This is a genomic window from Variovorax sp. FG153, assembly GCF_057809595.1.
Window position 1 is genome coordinate 17,845 of sequence record NZ_JBMDKG010000073.1, and the last position, 14,789, is coordinate 32,633.

13 protein-coding genes are annotated in these 14,789 nt (G+C 72.4%); 10 read left to right on the forward strand and 3 right to left on the reverse strand.

Translation table 11 applies throughout. The features are described 5' to 3' along the window. Window positions 1-18 precede the first annotated feature (18 nt). From ACODT0_RS40340 to ACODT0_RS40355, 4 genes are read left to right on the forward strand one after another with little or no spacing between them, the layout of a single operon-like run. Window positions 19-996: a tripartite tricarboxylate transporter substrate binding protein gene (locus tag ACODT0_RS40340; RefSeq protein WP_489043870.1), complete on the forward strand. Its 978-nt coding sequence runs from the start codon at window positions 19-21 to the stop codon at window positions 994-996. A gap of 4 nt (window positions 997-1,000) precedes the next feature. Then, window positions 1,001-2,557: a class I adenylate-forming enzyme family protein gene (locus ACODT0_RS40345; RefSeq protein ID WP_489043871.1), complete on the forward strand. Its 1,557-nt coding sequence runs from the start codon at window positions 1,001-1,003 to the stop codon at window positions 2,555-2,557. After that, window positions 2,554-3,288, forward strand: coding sequence for an SDR family oxidoreductase (locus tag ACODT0_RS40350; protein WP_422097837.1), 735 nt, complete (start codon window positions 2,554-2,556; stop codon window positions 3,286-3,288). The genes ACODT0_RS40345 and ACODT0_RS40350 overlap by 4 nt, the downstream gene beginning before the upstream one ends. A 10-nt stretch (window positions 3,289-3,298) precedes the next feature. Continuing rightward, entirely contained in the window at window positions 3,299-4,081 is a 783-nt protein-coding gene (locus ACODT0_RS40355) for a citryl-CoA lyase (RefSeq protein ID WP_489043872.1), read from the forward strand. Window positions 4,082-4,093: 12 nt separating this feature from the next. Here ACODT0_RS40355 and ACODT0_RS40360 read toward each other — a convergent pair whose 3' ends face one another. From ACODT0_RS40360 to ACODT0_RS40370, 3 genes are all read right to left on the reverse strand, one after another. Continuing rightward, window positions 4,094-6,526, reverse strand: coding sequence for a TonB-dependent siderophore receptor (locus ACODT0_RS40360; RefSeq protein WP_489043873.1), 2,433 nt, complete (start codon window positions 6,524-6,526; stop codon window positions 4,094-4,096). A gap of 111 nt (window positions 6,527-6,637) precedes the next feature. Continuing rightward, a complete protein-coding gene (locus ACODT0_RS40365) occupies window positions 6,638-7,612 on the reverse strand; it encodes a FecR domain-containing protein (protein WP_296730715.1) in 975 nt (324 codons plus the stop codon). Further along, window positions 7,609-8,121 (reverse strand): sigma-70 family RNA polymerase sigma factor, encoded by a 513-nt coding sequence (locus ACODT0_RS40370; RefSeq protein WP_489043874.1) that lies wholly within the window; start codon window positions 8,119-8,121, stop codon window positions 7,609-7,611. Before ACODT0_RS40370 ends, ACODT0_RS40365 begins: the two co-directional genes overlap by 4 nt. A gap of 212 nt (window positions 8,122-8,333) precedes the next feature. Here ACODT0_RS40370 and ACODT0_RS40375 point away from each other — a divergent pair, with 212 nt between their 5' ends. The 6 genes from ACODT0_RS40375 (at window position 8,334) to ACODT0_RS40400 (ending at window position 14,709) form a co-directional block, all read left to right on the forward strand. After that, window positions 8,334-9,452 carry a serine hydrolase domain-containing protein gene (locus ACODT0_RS40375; protein ID WP_422097840.1) on the forward strand — a complete coding sequence of 373 codons (1,119 nt, stop codon included), beginning with the start codon at window positions 8,334-8,336 and terminating at the stop codon, window positions 9,450-9,452. A gap of 65 nt (window positions 9,453-9,517) precedes the next feature. Then, window positions 9,518-10,435 (forward strand): LysR family transcriptional regulator, encoded by a 918-nt coding sequence (locus ACODT0_RS40380; RefSeq protein ID WP_208512148.1) that lies wholly within the window; start codon window positions 9,518-9,520, stop codon window positions 10,433-10,435. A 144-nt stretch (window positions 10,436-10,579) separates the two neighbouring features. Continuing rightward, a complete protein-coding gene (locus ACODT0_RS40385) occupies window positions 10,580-11,263 on the forward strand; it encodes a hypothetical protein (protein ID WP_489043875.1) in 684 nt (227 codons plus the stop codon). A gap of 41 nt (window positions 11,264-11,304) precedes the next feature. Next, on the forward strand, window positions 11,305-12,621 hold the full coding sequence (locus ACODT0_RS40390; RefSeq protein ID WP_489043876.1) for an MFS transporter: 1,317 nt from the start codon (window positions 11,305-11,307) through the stop codon (window positions 12,619-12,621). 4 nt (window positions 12,622-12,625) lie between these two features. Next, window positions 12,626-13,348 (forward strand): DUF2848 domain-containing protein, encoded by a 723-nt coding sequence (locus tag ACODT0_RS40395; RefSeq protein WP_489043877.1) that lies wholly within the window; start codon window positions 12,626-12,628, stop codon window positions 13,346-13,348. A 14-nt stretch (window positions 13,349-13,362) separates the two neighbouring features. Then, window positions 13,363-14,709, forward strand: coding sequence for an amidase (locus ACODT0_RS40400; RefSeq protein WP_489043878.1), 1,347 nt, complete (start codon window positions 13,363-13,365; stop codon window positions 14,707-14,709). Window positions 14,710-14,789 lie beyond the last annotated feature (80 nt).

The following is a 14,789-nucleotide window of genomic DNA, read 5'->3' on the forward strand; positions in this document are numbered from 1 at the left end:
CGCTTTCGGAGACAAGCCTTGAAACGACGTTCCCTCCTGGGCGCCGGCGCCCTCGCGCTGGCCGCCCTCGCCACCGGCGCCATGGCGCAAACCCCCGCCTGGCCCGCCAAGCCGCTGCGCCTGGTCGTGCCCTTCCCGCCCGGCGGCGCGGCCGACCTGTTCGCGCGCCTCGTGGGCACCGAGCTCGCGCAGGCGCTGGGCCAGCCGGTGATCGTGGACAACCGTCCCGGCGCCGGCGGCAACATCGGCGCGCGCGAAGTCGCCAACGCGCCGGCCGACGGCTACACGCTGATGCTCGGCACCGTCGGCACGCACGCCATCAATCCCACGCTCTACGGCAACCTGCCCTACGACACGCGCAAGGCCTTCGTGCCGGTGGCGATGGTGGGCTCGGTGCCCAACGTGCTGGTGGTGAATCCCGCGCTGCCGGCCAGGACGGTGGCCGAGCTCACGGCGCTCGCGAAGCGCTCGCCGGGCAAGCTCACGATGGGATCCTCGGGCAACGGCAGCAGCATCCACCTGTCGGGCGAGCTCTACAAGCACCTCGCGCACGTGAGCATCCTGCACGTGCCCTACCGCGGCGGCGCGGCCGCGCTGACCGACCTGATCGGCGGCCAGATCGACCTGATGTTCGACAACCTGCCGACCTCGCTGCCGCACATCGCCAAGGGCTCGCTGCGCGCGCTGGCCGTGACCGGCGCGCAGCGCTCGCCCCTGCTGCCCGAGGTGCCGACCATGGCCGAGGCCGGCCTCGCGGGCTACGAGTCCACCGCCTGGTCGGGCCTGTTCGTGCCGGCCGGCGTGCCCGCGCCGGTGGTGGCACGGCTGCACGACGAGGTCGACAAGGCGCTGCGCAGCGAGCGCGTGAAGGCGCGCTACCGCGACCTCGGCGCCGACATCCTGCCGATGCCGCAGCCGGCCTTCGACCAGTTCGTGCGCAAGGAGTACGACAAGTGGGCCGAGATCGTGCGCGTCTCGGGCGCGAAGGCGGAGTGAGCGGATGCGGCCGATCGATTTCCTGCTGCGCGCCGCGCGCCGCCATCCCGACAAGGTCGCGCTCTCGGGCCCCGAGGGCGCGCTGAGCTACGCCGAGCTGCTGGCCCGCACCGAGGCGCTGGCCGCCGCGTTCCAGGCGCTGGTGCCCGATCCGCGCGGACGCATCGCGATCTGCGCGGGCAACCACCTCGCCCACGTGGTGTCGCTGTTCGCGACCCTGCTCGCGGGCCGCATCTGGGTGCCGCTCAATCCGCGCGCCGGCGCCGACGAGCTGTGCCGCATCGTCGACTTCACCGAAGCCGCGCTGGTGATCGCCGAGCACGAGCAGGTGCCCAAGCTCGAGGCCACCGGCGCGCCGCGCGTGGTCTACCGGCCGGGCGCGCTCGGCACGGCGCCCACCGACTGCGAACTCTCGGCGCTGCTGGCCGCGCATGCGGGCCACCGGCCCGTGCCGGTGCGCCACGACCTGGCCGAGATCCAGGCGATCAAGTTCACCGGCGGCACCACCGGCGCGCCCAAGGGCGTGATGCAGAGCTACCGCGCGTGGAACACGACCATCGTCTCGATCATGCAGGCGATGAAGCTCGACGCCGACGAGCGCTACCTCGCGGTGGCCTCGATCACGCACGGCACCTCGACCTTCCTGCTGCCGGTGCTCGGCAGCGGCGGCACGGTGCTGCTGCCGCGCTCGACGAAGCCGCGCGAGGTGCTCGACCAGCTCGAGCACGACCGCGTGACCGCGGTGTTCATGCCGCCCACGCTGATCTACAGCCTGCTCGAGGACCCGACGGCGCGCGGGCGCGACTGGCGCGCGCTGCGCCACTTCGTCTATGCGGCGGCGCCGATGCGCAGCGCGAAGATCGTGGAGGCGCAGCAGGTGTTCGGCCATGTCGAGACCGGCTACGGCCAGACCGAGGCGCCGGCCATCATCTCCTACATGCCGGTGGAGGACGCGCTCGATCCGCGCAACCTCGAGTCGGTGGGCCGCGCCGCGCTGATGACCGAGGTCGCGATCATGGACCCGGCCGGCGCGCTGCTGCCGCCGGGCCAGAGCGGCGAGGTGGTGGTGCGTGGCGACCTCGTGATGTCGGGCTACTGGAAGCAGCCCGAGAAGACCGCCGAGGCCTTCCACGACGGCTGGCTGCGCACCGGCGACGGCGGCTATCTCGACGAGCGCGGCTTCCTGTTCCTCAAGGACCGCATCCGCGACCTGATCATCACCGGCGGCTTCAACGTCTACCCGACCGACGTGGAGAACGTGCTGGGCCGCCATCCGGCCGTGTACGACTGCGTGGTGATCGGCGTCGACGACGACAAGTGGGGCGAAGCCGTGCATGCCGCGGTGCAGTTGCGCGAGGGCGCGGCCTGCGAGGCCGCCGAGCTCGTCGCCTGGGTGCGCGAGCGGCTCGATCCCGTCAAGACGCCGAAGGCGGTGCACTTCTTCGACGCGCTGCCGCGCACCGCGAACGGCAAGGCCTCGAAGAAGGATGCACGCATCGAAGTGCTGCGGCGCATGGGCGCCGGCAGCGAGACCTCCTCACCGCATCACGCCACGCCATGAATTCCACGCCAAGCACCGATCGCCACGCCCTCGTCACCGGGGGCTCCTCGGGCATCGGCCTCGCGATCTGCCGCCGCCTCATCGAAAGCGGCTGGCAGGTCACCAGCCTCGACCTCCAGCCGCCGCCCGACGCGCGCAGCGGCACGCACCTGCGCGTGGACATGGGCGACCGCGAGGCGCTCGCCGCCGCGCTCGCCGAAGCCTGCGGCCGCCACCGCTTCACCGGCCTGGTGAACAACGTGGCCGCGATCCGCCCGGCGCCGCTCGAGAGCACCTCGCTCGACGACTTCGACCTGCAGATCGGCGTGACCGCGCGCGCCGCGCTGCAGTGCGTGCAGGCCGTGCTGCCCGCGATGCGCGCGGCCGGCGGCGGACGCATCGTCAACATCACGAGCCGCGCCGCGCTCGGCAAGGAGCTGCGCAGCGGCTACTCGGCCGCCAAGGGCGCGCTCAACGCGCTCACGCGCACCTGGGCGCTCGAGCTCGCGGCGCAGGGCATCACGGTCAACGCGGTGGCGCCGGGCCCGATCGCCACCGAGGCCTTCAAGGCCGCGAACCCGGCCGACAGCCCGCGCACGCGGCGCATCGCCGAGGGCATTCCGGTGCAGCGCTTCGGCGAGCCCGCCGAGGTGGCGCACGCGGTCGATGCCTTCATGCACCCGATGGCCTCGTTCATGACCGGCCAGGTGCTCTACGTCTGCGGCGGCATCACCGTGGGCCTGGCGGGCTGAGGGGCCGGCGATGACGATCAGGACCGAGATCGGCTACACCACCCCCAACGCGATCCACGTGCGCGGCATGAACCTCGCCACCGAGATCATCGGCAAGCTCGACTTCGTCGAGATGCTGTGGCTGCTCGCGATGGCGCGGCTGCCCGAGCCGCGCGAGAAGGCCATGGTCAACATGCTGCTGGTGACCGCGGCCGACCACGGCCTCACGCCGAGCGCGATCGCCACGCGCATGACCTGGCTCGGCGCGCCCGAGTCGCTGCAGGGCGCGGTGGCCGCGGGCCTGCTGGGCGCGGGCTCGAACTTCCTCGGCACGGTGCAGAACGTCAGCGAGATGCTGCTCGCGGCCGCCGAGGGTCTCGCCGACGACGCGAGCGATGCCGAAGTGCGCGAACGCGCGGCCACGCTGGTGCGCGAGCGCCGGCAGGCGAAGCGCAGCATCCCGGGCATCGGGCATCCGATCCATGTCGACGGCGATCCGCGCGTGCCGACGCTCCTGGCCGTGTCGAAGGCCAACGGCTACTTCGGGCGCCACTGGCGCCTCGCGCTCGCGCTGGTCGAGGTGCTGCGCGAGGACCACGGCCGCCACCTGCCGCTCAACGCGGCCGGTGCCAACGGCGCGGTGCTCGCCGACATGGGCCTCGACCCGCTGCTGGGCCGCGGCCTCGCGCTGGTCGGGCGCGCGGCCGGGCTGGTCGCGCATGTCTGCGAGGAGTCGCGCGCGCCGACCGGGCAACAGCTCTGGGACCTGGTGCTGCGGCAGGACCCGCGCAACGTGCTGCCCGCGCGCGGCTGAACCGCCGCGGGCTCAGAAGCTGTACCTGGCGCTCAGCAGCGCGCTGCGCTCGGCGCCCCAGTAGCAGGCGCTGCTCGCGCAGGTCGAGAGGTAGCGCTTGTCGAGCGCGTTGCTCACGTTGAGCGCGAAGCGCCAGTGCGGCAGCTCGTAGTACAGCGCGAGGTCGAGCAGCGTGCGTCCGCCCACCGCGATCTGGTTGGCCGCGTCGCCGTAGGTCTTGCCGACGTAGCGCAGCCCGGCGCCCACGCCGAAGCCCGCGAGCGCGCCGTTGAAGCGGTAGTCGCTCCAGACCGAGGCGATGTGACGCGGCACCAGCGCGGGGCGGCGGCCCAGTTCGCTCTTCACGTCGCTGCGCGTGACCTCGACGTCGTTGTAGGTGTAGTTGAAGACCAGGTTCCAGCGCCGCGTCGGGCTGGTCTTGGCCTCGAGCTCGAGGCCGCGCGAACGCGTCTCGCCGACCTGGCGCGTGAAGCCGGTCAGGCCGTCGGTGGTGGCGGCGTTGGTCTTGCGCAGGTCGAACAGCGCGGCCGTGTAGAGGCTGTCGCTGCCCGGCGGCTGGTACTTGAGGCCGAGCTCGAACTGCTTGCCGCGCGTCGGCTCGAAGGCCGCGCCGGTGGCGGTGTTGGTGCCGATCAGCGGCAGGAACGAGGTGGCATAGCTCGCGTACGGCACCAGGCCGCTGGCGAAGCCGTAGCTGAGCGCGGCGCGGCCCGAGAAGGCCTGGTCGCGCTGCGCCTGGCGCTGGCCGTTGAGCCGGTTGTCGGTGGTGGTGCGCGCGCGGTCCCAGCGGCCGCCGAGCGTGGCGAGCCAGCGCTCGCCGAAGCGGACCTGGTCCTGCAGGTAGATGCCGCTCTGGTACTGCGCGACGCGGCTGTCGAGCTGGGCCGTGGCCGGCAGCGCGAAGGCCTGGCCGTAGACCGGCGCCAGCAGGTCGAGCGTGGGCTCGGCGCCGATCCAGCGCTGCGCATGGGCCTTCACGCGCGACAGGTCCAGCCCCAGCAGCAACTCGTGCACCGTGTCGCCGAGCGCGACGCGACCCGCGAGCTGGTTGTCGATCGCGACCTGGCGCAGGTTCTCCTCGCGCCGGAACGCATAGCGGTTGAGCGTGCGGCCATCGGCGCGCAGGCCGTTGAGCATGGTCTTGTTGAACACCGGCACGTCGACATCGCCCACGCGCGCGTTCTGGCGCAGGCGCCACTGCTCGCCGATGCGGTGCTCGAGCTCCCAGCCGACCGAGCCCTGGTTCTGGTGGAAGCGGTCGAAGCCGCGCTCGGAGTACGAGATGTGCGTGGGCACCGGGCCGGGCCAGGTCCACGACCAGTTGTTCGCGAGCGTGCTGCGGTCGCGCAGGTAGTCGGCCAGGAAGGTGATCTCGGTGTCGCCCGAGAGCTTCCAGCGCACCGCGCCCGCGAGGTAGGCGCGGTCGTTGCGGTCGTCGAACACGTTGTTGCCGTCGCGCGCGAAGCCGGTCAGGCGCCAGGCCACGCGGCCGTCCTCGCCGGCCACGTCGCCGATGTCGAAGGCGCCCTGCTTCACCTCGTGCGTGCCCGCGCCCGCCTCGACCTCGCGCAGGCGCGTGCCGGTGGGCCGCTTGCTGGTGCGGCTCACCAGCCCGCCGGCCTCGGCCTGGCCGTAGAGCACCGACGAGGGGCCGCGCAGCACCTCGATGCGTTCCATGCCGTAGGGCTCGGTGCGGAACAGCGCGTAGCTGTAGCTGGCCTGGCGCAGCCCGTCGCGGTAGTCGCTGGTGGCCTGGCCGTTGAAGCCGCGGATCATCAGCCAGTCGTAGCCCTTGGAGTCGGGGCCGTAGGTCTCGATCGCCACGCCGGGCACGTAGCGCAGCGCCTCGGTCACGGTCTGCACGCCGCGCGCATCCATCTCCTGGCGGTTGATCACCGAGATCGCCTGCGGCGTCTCGACCAGCGCGGTGTCGGTCTTGGTGCCCATGGCGCTTCGGCGGGCGACGAAGCCGGTGTCGTCGGCCAGCGTGGGCGGCGCCGGGTCGGCGTTCACGCGCACCTCGGGCAACTGCGCGGTGCCCGCCGGGGACGGCGGCGGCGTCACCGCCGCCGGCGCGGCCACGCGCCCGAGCGAATAGCTGCGGCTGCCCTTGTCGACCAGCGCGTGGCCGCTGCCCGCGAGCAGCCGCGCGAAGCCCTCGCGCATGCCGAAGCGCCCGCGCAGGCCGGGGCTGCGCAGGCCGTCCAGCGTGGCCGGGTCGAAGGACAGCGGCACGCCGGCCTGGGCCGCGAACTGGGCCAGCACATGGCTCAGCGGGCCGGCGGGAATGTCGTAGTCGGCGCGCGCCTCGGGCGGCGCGGGCTCGGCCGCGAGGGCGCCGGCGGCCGGGCCGAGGGCGGCGAAGGCAAGCCCCAGGCACAGGGCGCGCGCGGCGCGCGCGGTGCGAGCGAGTGGAGGGGGCGCGGAGGGACGGCGGACGGACAAGATGCTTCCTTCTTGGTGCTGCATGCAGGCGGTGGACGAAAGGGCGGGCCTCGGTCTCGAGGCCCTTCTCCCGGTACACCGCGCGAGCGCGAAAAAGGGATCAGCTTTTTTTCAGCGCGCCTCGACCACGGTCCAGTAGCGCGTGATGCCGCCGATGCGCACCGGCAGCGTCTTGGCCAGCAGCGCGAGGCTGGCATCGGTGTCGCGCAGCGGGAAGGCGCCCGACACGCGCAGCGCGCCGACCGCGGGATCGCAGCGCAGCACGCCGCCGCGGTAGCGCGAGAGCTCCGCCACCAGCGCGTCGAGGCGCATGTCCTTGGCCACGACCATGCCGTGCTCCCACATCAGCGCCGCCGGGTCGGCCGGCGCCTCGGCGCCGAGCCCCGCGGGGCCGATCGCGCCCTGCATGCCCGCGGGCACGATCCGCGTCTGCCCGGTGGCGGCCGAACGCAGCTCGACCGCGCCCTCGTAGACCGCCACGCGCAGGCTGTCGGCCTCGCGGCGCACGGTGAAGCGCGTGCCGAGCGCGCGCGCCGTGCCCTGCGGCGCCTGCACCACGAAAGGCCGCGCCAGCGAGGCCGGCAAGGCGTCGTGGCCGGTGGTCAGCAGGATCTCGCCCGCATGCAGCCAGAGCCTGCGCCATTCGGCATCGAAGCGCACGTCGAGCGCGGTGGCGGTGTTGAGCACCACCGTCGTGCCGTCGGCCAGCGTGAGCCGGCGCTGCTCGCCGGTGGCGGTGCGCAGGTCGGCGACCCAGTCCTGCCACGGCTGCTCGCGCCACAGCCACCAGGCCGGCGGCGCGGCGAGCGCCACGGTGGCCAGCAGCTGCAGCGCCTGGCGCCGGCCACGCGGGCGCACGCGGCGCAGCGCGTCGCCGCCCACGCCCTCGGGCACCTGCGCGAACAGGGACTGCACCGAGGTCGCGCGGCGCCAGGCCTCGGCATGGGCGGCGCTCTGCCGGCCCCAGCGCGCGAAGGCCTCGTGCTCGCGCGGATCGGCCGGGCCGCCGCCGAGCCGCACCATCCAGTCGGCGGCCTCGCCGAGCAGCGCCGCACCCGGTTCCTGCGAAACGCCCACGCGGTTCATGCGGCCGCCAGGCAGGCGACGAAGGCCTTGCGCATGTGGCGCTTGACGGTGACCTCCGAGGTCCGCAACTGCGCGGCAATCGCCGCGTAGCCGAGGCCATCGAGTTGCGCCAGCAGGAAGATCTCGCGCGTGCGCGCCGGCATGGCGCGCAGCAGCGCATCGACGCGCTGCAGCGTCTGCAGCACCAGCAGCCGCGTCTCGGGCGACGGCGCCTCGGCCCCGGGCCGGTGGGCCAGCGCTTCGAGGTAGGCGCGCTCGACCTCGGCGCGCCGCCAGTGGTCGATCACCAGGCCCTTGGCGATGTGGGTGAGCAGCGCGCGCGGCTCCTCGCCCCAGTGCTGGCGGCGCCGGTTGGCGAGGATGCGGACGAAGGTGTCGTTGGCGAGGTCGGCCGCGTCGCAGGCATTGCCCAGCCGCGCGCGCAACCAGTGCCGCAACCATCCGTGGTGCTCGGCATAGAGGCTCGCGACGTCGCCGGCGGATTCGGCGGTGGTGGCAGGGGCGGACATGGCGATTCGGGCACGGGCCGGGCGGATGACTCGATCGCGCCGGCTTGCAAGTTAATAAGAACGTTTCTCATTTAATTATGCATGAGGCCACCCGGCGCCCGGCCGGTTACGGCCGTTACGCGGGTGACGAAGCCCGCCCGCGGACGCGTTGCGGCGCGATGGGCCGCCGCCCGAAGATGCGCGGCCATCCGCCACACCGAGCCCTCATCGCCATGCTTCGCCATCCGCTCCCGCGCGCCCGCCTCGCCGCGCTCGCACTCTCCTCGTTCGCCTTCGCCGCGGCCCACGCCCAGCCCGCGACGGGCTTCGACACCGCGCCCGCGCGGCTGGCCGCCGAGGTGCTGGGCCAGCGCCCCGGCACCGTCGTCGCCGGCACCTGGCGCGAGGGCATGGCGCACCTCGCCATCCTGCGCAACGCGCCCCGGCACGCCGGCACGGCCAGGGCGATGACGCCCGGCGAAGCGCAACCGGTGTTCGAGATCGGATCGATCAGCAAGGTCTTCACCGGCCTGCTGCTCGCACAAGCGGTGGAGCGCGGCGACTTCTCGCTCGACGACACGCTGGGCCGGCTGCTCGCCGACAAGGCCACGCTGCCGCCGCCCGTGGCCGCGATCACGCTGCGCCAGCTCATCACCCACACGGCCTGCCTGCCGAACCTGCCCGCGCTGCCGGCGCGCCCGCCGGGGCCCGACTCCAATCCCTTCGCCAGGCCCACGCGCGCCCACCTGATGGTGGCGCTCTCCTCGCTCGAGCTCGCGCAGTCGCCGCCGTGCGCGCCGCGCTACGGCAGCCTCGGCATCGCGCTGGTCGGGCAGCTGCTGTCGGAGCGCTATGGCCGGCCCTGGGACCAGCTGGTGCGCGAGCGCATCGCCGTGCCGCTGGGCATGAAGGACACGGTGCAGCACCTCGACGCGGCGCGCGCGAAGCGGCTGCCCCAGGGCTACGCCGGCGATGCGGCGCGCGCGCCCTGGGAATTCGGCGCGCTGGCCGCGGCCGGCGCGTTGCGCAGCACCGTACCCGACCTGCTCCTGTTCGCACGCGCATTGATGGCCGGCCGCGCGGGACCGCTGGGCGCCGCGGCCGAGCGGCTGCGCGAGCCGCTGTCGGCGCAGGGCGAGTACGACGTCGGCTATGCGCTGCGCATGCGCGATCCGGCCGCGGGCGGCGCGCAGCGGCGCATCTACTTCCACACCGGCCAGACCGGCGGCTACCGCGCGCTGCTCGCGTTCTCGCCGGCCACGAAGGAGGCGCTGGTGCTGCTCGCGAGCAACGACGCGGCCGCGGTGGTGCCGGTGCTGGACGCGCTCACCCTCCCCCTCGCCGCGAAGTAGCCATGCGGGCCGTCCCGGGGTGGCCGCCGCGCGATTGCCGGCACAATCCCCGCGGACACACCTGCATGAACACACGATTCGTCGAAGCCTTTCTCTGGGCCGCGCGGCTGGGCAGCTTCCGGGCCGCGAGCGACCGGCTGCACATCACGCAGGCGGCCGTGTCGAACCGCGTCGCCTCGCTCGAGGAAGACATCGGCGCGCGCCTGTTCGAACGCGACGCGCGCGAGCTGCGGCTCACGCCCGTCGGCGTGCGCCTGATGGACTACGGCGAGCGGCTGCTCGAGCTGCGCCGCGAGATCGTCTCGCTGGGCCGCCCGCGCGAGGACCTGCTAGGCCTGGTGCGCATCGGCGCGATCGAGACCGTGGTCCACACCTGGCTGCTGGGCTTCCTCACCAACCTGCGCTCCACCTACCCGGGCATCGAGGTGCAGCTCACCTCCGAGACCACGCTCGCGCTGCACCGCGGCCTGCGCGAGGGCGCGCTCGACATCGCGCTGCAGACCGACCACATCGCGGGCGCGGGCATCGTGAGCACGCCCTGCCTGCCGATGCCCATGGGCTGGGTCGGGCAGATGAGCGCCGAGGGCACGCAGACGGTGGAGCAGCTGCTGCGCCAGCCGGTGCTGACCATGAGCCCGGGCTCGCAGCCGCACGAGGCGCTCAAGAACCTCTACCGCGCGGTGGGCATCCCGCTGGGCAAGGTGCATTGCGTGAGCTCGATCTCGGCGCTCGCGCGGCTGGTGAAGGCCGGCTTCGGCAATGCGCTGGTGCCGCTGCCGCCGGTCTACGAATACGTGGCGGCCGGCGACGTGCGCATCATCGAATGCGATGCGCTGATCTCGCCGCAGCGGCTGGTGGTGAGCCATCTCGAGGCCGCCGACTCCGACGCCATCCGGCTCGTGGCCGAACTGGCCTGCCGGGCCTCCGACCAGTTCACGGCCGCGGCGGTCGCACCAATCTGGAGCGGAGCCATAGAGGGTTAACCCTCGAAACAGCGCATTTGCGCCCCAGCGAGGGGCCAGTAATTCTTGTGGCTGTCGCCCAGAAAAACTCGTTTGTGACAGCCTGACCCCGCGACGGAAGATCGCGCCTTCTTTTTTCGAAGGCCCGCTCCCGCTTCCGCCGCCATGACTTCCACCGCCACCGCTTCCGAACCTTCCGCCACCGAGAACGGCCTGCTCTTCGTCGCCTGCGACGTCGATCCCGCGGCCGACGAGGCCGACTTCAACCGCTGGTACGACCGCGAGCACGTCGAGGAACGCGTGCGCATTCCCGGCTTCCTTTCCGGCGCGCGCTACTTCTCGCTCGAAGGCGGCCGCCGCTACCTCGGCCTGTACCGCACCGCCTCGCTCGAGGTGTTCCGCTCGGCCGGCTACCGCGCCGCCTTCGAGCGCCAGACGCCCTGGTCGATCGCCAACCTCGACCGCATGCGCGACCCGATCCGCCGCGTCTGCGCGGTGCGCGCCGTCACCGGCTTCGGCAGCGGCAGCCACATCGCGGTGCTGCCGCTCGAGGTGGCCACCGATGCAGCGGCGCTCGCCGAACGCGCCGCCGAGGCCGGCCGCCGCCTCGCCGGGCAGCCGGGCTTCGTCCAGTCCTTCCTGCTGCAGCCCGACGTCGCCCTGAGCACGCCGCTGCCGCGCGAGAGCAGCGAAGGCCGCGTGCTGCAGCCGATGCTGGTGGTCGAGACCAGCGGCGCCGACGCGGCCCGCGCCGCGCGCGCCACGGCCGCCGCCGCGCTCGATGCCGATCCCGCGAGCGGCTGGCTGCTCGCGCTCGGCTGGAAGCTGCACGCCGGCGAGCTGGCCTGACCGACCGCCTCCTTCACCTTCTTCCTCGTTCCAGGATCCTCATGACCGAACACGCTCTCCCGGCCGCGTCCGCCGCGCACGGCGCCAAGCCCGCCAAGATGGGCCGCCTCGCGATGGCCAGCTCCATCGGCACCACGCTCGAGTGGTACGACTTCACCGTCTACAACATCATGGCGGCGCTGGTCTTCAACGCGATCTTCTTTCCCTCCTTCGATCCGCTGACCGGCACCATCCTCGCCTTCTCGACCTACGCGGTCGGCTACATCTCGCGCCCGCTCGGCGGCGTTGTCTTCGGCCACCTCGGCGACCGGCTCGGCCGACGCTTCGTGCTGGTCGCCACGCTGGTGATCATGGGCGTGTCGACCGGCCTCATGGGCCTGCTGCCGACCTACGCGAGCTGGGGCATCTGGGCACCGGTGGCGCTGGTCGCGCTGCGCTTCGTGCAGGGCGTGGCGCTCGGCGGCGAATGGGCCGGCGCGGTGCTGCTGTCGATGGAGCACGGCAAGCCGAACGAGCGCGGCCGCAACGCCTCGTTCACGCAGGTCGGCCCCTCGGCCGGCACGCTGATCGGCACCGGCTTCATCGCCGCCGTCTCGGCCTGGCTCAGCCCCGAGGACTTCCAGTCCTGGGGCTGGCGCATCCCCTTCGTCTCGAGCGTGGCGCTGGTGCTGTTCGGCCTGTGGCTGCGCCGCGGCGTGGAGGAAACGCCGGTGTTCCGCGAGATGGAGCAGAAGCAGGAGACCGCCAAGACCCCGATCAAGGAAGTGCTGGGCCAGCACTGGCGCCGCCTGCTGGTGGCCGGCGGCTCGCGCATCGGCTCCGACGTGCTCTATGCGCTGGTGGTGGTGTTCACCCTCACCTACGTGACCACCGTGCTGCACCTGTCGCGCCCGCTGGCGCTGACCGCGACCATGATCGGCGCGGCCTGCAACGCGATCTCGGTGCCCTGGTTCGGCAGCCTGTCGGACCGCATCGGCCGGCGTCCGGTCTACATCATCGGCGCGCTCTGCGGCATCGTCTGGGCCTTCGTGTTCTTCGTGCTGATGGACAGCGCCAAGCCGCTCGCGATCTGCGCCGCCGTGGTGGTCGGCCTCGTGATCCACGCCATGATGTACGGCCCGCAGGCCGCCTTCGTCACCGAGCAGTTCCCGAACCGCGTGCGCTATGCGGGCTCCTCGCTGGCCTACACGCTGGCCGGCATCCTCGGCGGCGGCTTCGCGCCGCTGATCATCGCCAGCCTGTTCAAGTCCTACGGCAGCACGCTCGCGGTCTCGCTCTACGTGTCCGGCGCGCTGTGCCTCACGCTGGTCGCGCTGCTGGTTGCGCGCGAGACCGCGCACGAACCGCTGGAGGCCTGAAGCGATGACCCGCAACACCCTGCACATCGCGTGCGAAAGCATCGCCGAGGACGGCACCCGCAGCAGCGCGCTGCACGCCGTCGCGCCCAGCGCGCTGGTGGTGGCCGGCTGGACCGGCCGCGACAGCGCCGCCATCGAGCACCACATCGAGGAGCTGGCCGCGCTCGGCGTGCCGCGCCCTTCGAGCGTGCCGCTGTACTACCGCATGGCCCCGCTGCTGCTCACGCAGTCCGCCGAGATCGAGGCCCTGGGCGACCAGAGCTCGGGCGAGGCCGAACCGCTGCTGTTCTTCTCGCGGGGCGAGTGGTGGCTCGGCGTGGCCTCGGACCACACCGACCGCCAGGTCGAGAGCTATTCGGTCGCCGTCTCCAAGCAGATGTGCGCCAAGCCGCTGGCCGCCTCGGCCTGGCGCTGGCGCGACGTGGAGGCGCACCAGGACGCCATCGAGTTGCGCTCGCGCATCTTCGAGGATGGCCGCTGGGTCGACTACCAGCGCGGCACCCTCGCCGCGATCCGCCCGCTGGCCGCGCTGCGCGACGGCCTGCCGGGTCTTGGCAAGGAGCCCGAGGGACTTTTCATGACCTGCGGCACACTGGCGGCGCTGCCCAACGCGCGCGGCGAGGCCATCCGCCCCGCCGCGCAGATGGAAATCGAGTTGCATGACGCGCGCCTGCAGCGGCGCATCGTCCACCGCTATGCGGTGCGCGTCCTGCCCGTGATCGCCTGAACGCCAACTCTTTCATGACACAGAACGACTCCACCATCGGCGCGCTGCGCGCGCGCATCGCCCGCGGCGAACTCACGCACGAGGCGCTGATCGAGCAGGTGCTCGACGGCGCCGCGCAGCCCGCGGCCGCGAACGTCTTCACCCGTCTCTACGCCGACGCCGCCCTGGCCGCCGCGCGCCATGCCGATGCCGCCCACAAGGCCGGCGTGCAGACCGCGCCGCTCGCCGGCCTGCCGGTCTCGATCAAGGACCTCTACGACGTGGCCGGCGAGACCACCCTGGCCGGCTCCATCGCCTGCCGGGGCGAGCCTCCGGCCGCGCGCGACGCGACCGTGGTGACGCGGCTGCGCGCGCAGGGCGCGGCCATCGTGGGCCGCACCAACATGACCGAGTTCGCGTTCTCGGGCGTGGGCATCAACCCGCACTACGGCACGCCGCGCAACCCGGCCGACGCCGAGGTCGCGCGCATTCCCGGCGGCTCCTCGTCGGGCGCCGCGGTGTCGGTGGCACTGGGCCTCGCGGTCGCGGGCCTGGGCTCGGACACCGGCGGCTCGATCCGCATTCCGGCCGCGCTGTGCGGCATCGTCGGCTTCAAGAGCACGCAGTCGCGCGTGCCGCGCACCGGCGCCTTCGAACTCGCGCGTTCGCTCGACACGGTGTGCGCGATGGCGCGCAGCGTGGAGGACTGCCTGATTGCCGACGCCGCGATCGCCGACGCGCCGCTCGCGGTGCGGCGCCGGCCGGCGCAGGGGTTGCGGCTTGCGGTGCCGAAGACGCTGATGTTCGATGCGATCGAGCCTGGTGTGGCGCGGGCTTTCGAGCGGGCTGTTCAGGCGCTGTCGAAGGCGGGGGCGCAGATCGTCGAAATTCCCTTGAGCGAACTGGCGGAGATCGGGACGGTCAATGCGCCGGGGGGGTTGTCGCCTATCGAGGCTTCGGCTGTGCATCGGGAACGGTTTGCTTCTAAGCGCGAGGCTTTCGACTCTCGGGTTGCGGCGCGGATTGCTCTGGGGACCGAGGTGCGGGCGGCTGATTACATCGCGCTGCTGGATCGGCGGCGGGAGTGGATCTCGCGGGTCGAAGGGCGGCTCGAGGGGTTCGATGCGTTGCTGTGTCCTACGGTGCCTATCGTGGCGCCTGCCATTGATTCGTTGGCTGAGGATTCGGCGTTTTTCCAGGCTAACGGACTGTTGTTGCGGAATACGTTTGCGATCAATTTGATGGATGGGTGTTCGTTCAGCTTGCCTTGTCATTCGGCTGGGGAACTGCCTGTTGGGTTGATGCTTTCCTCTGTTCGAGGGGATGACTCGCGGTTGGCTGGGGTTGCTTTGGCTGTTGAGGACGTGCTGCGGGTGGGGTGAGGTTGCTCTTCTTGTTTGGGCTGTTGGCCGGGTCTCGCCCCGGCGGGCGAGTCACTTTCTCTTGTCTCGCCAAGAGAAAG

Coding starts and splice junctions, on each gene's coding strand:
- ACODT0_RS40345 (WP_489043871.1), top strand. CDS start 1,001: ATGCGGCCGATCGATTTCCTGCTGCGCGCCGCGCGCCGCCATCCCGAC.
- ACODT0_RS40350 (WP_422097837.1), top strand. CDS start 2,554: ATGAATTCCACGCCAAGCACCGATCGCCACGCCCTCGTCACCGGGGGC.
- ACODT0_RS40355 (WP_489043872.1), top strand. CDS start 3,299: ATGACGATCAGGACCGAGATCGGCTACACCACCCCCAACGCGATCCAC.
- ACODT0_RS40365 (WP_296730715.1), bottom strand. CDS start 7,612: ATGAACCGCGTGGGCGTTTCGCAGGAACCGGGTGCGGCGCTGCTCGGC.
- ACODT0_RS40370 (WP_489043874.1), bottom strand. CDS start 8,121: ATGTCCGCCCCTGCCACCACCGCCGAATCCGCCGGCGACGTCGCGAGC.
- ACODT0_RS40375 (WP_422097840.1), top strand. CDS start 8,334: ATGCTTCGCCATCCGCTCCCGCGCGCCCGCCTCGCCGCGCTCGCACTC.
- ACODT0_RS40380 (WP_208512148.1), top strand. CDS start 9,518: ATGAACACACGATTCGTCGAAGCCTTTCTCTGGGCCGCGCGGCTGGGC.
- ACODT0_RS40385 (WP_489043875.1), top strand. CDS start 10,580: ATGACTTCCACCGCCACCGCTTCCGAACCTTCCGCCACCGAGAACGGC.
- ACODT0_RS40390 (WP_489043876.1), top strand. CDS start 11,305: ATGACCGAACACGCTCTCCCGGCCGCGTCCGCCGCGCACGGCGCCAAG.
- ACODT0_RS40395 (WP_489043877.1), top strand. CDS start 12,626: ATGACCCGCAACACCCTGCACATCGCGTGCGAAAGCATCGCCGAGGAC.
- ACODT0_RS40400 (WP_489043878.1), top strand. CDS start 13,363: ATGACACAGAACGACTCCACCATCGGCGCGCTGCGCGCGCGCATCGCC.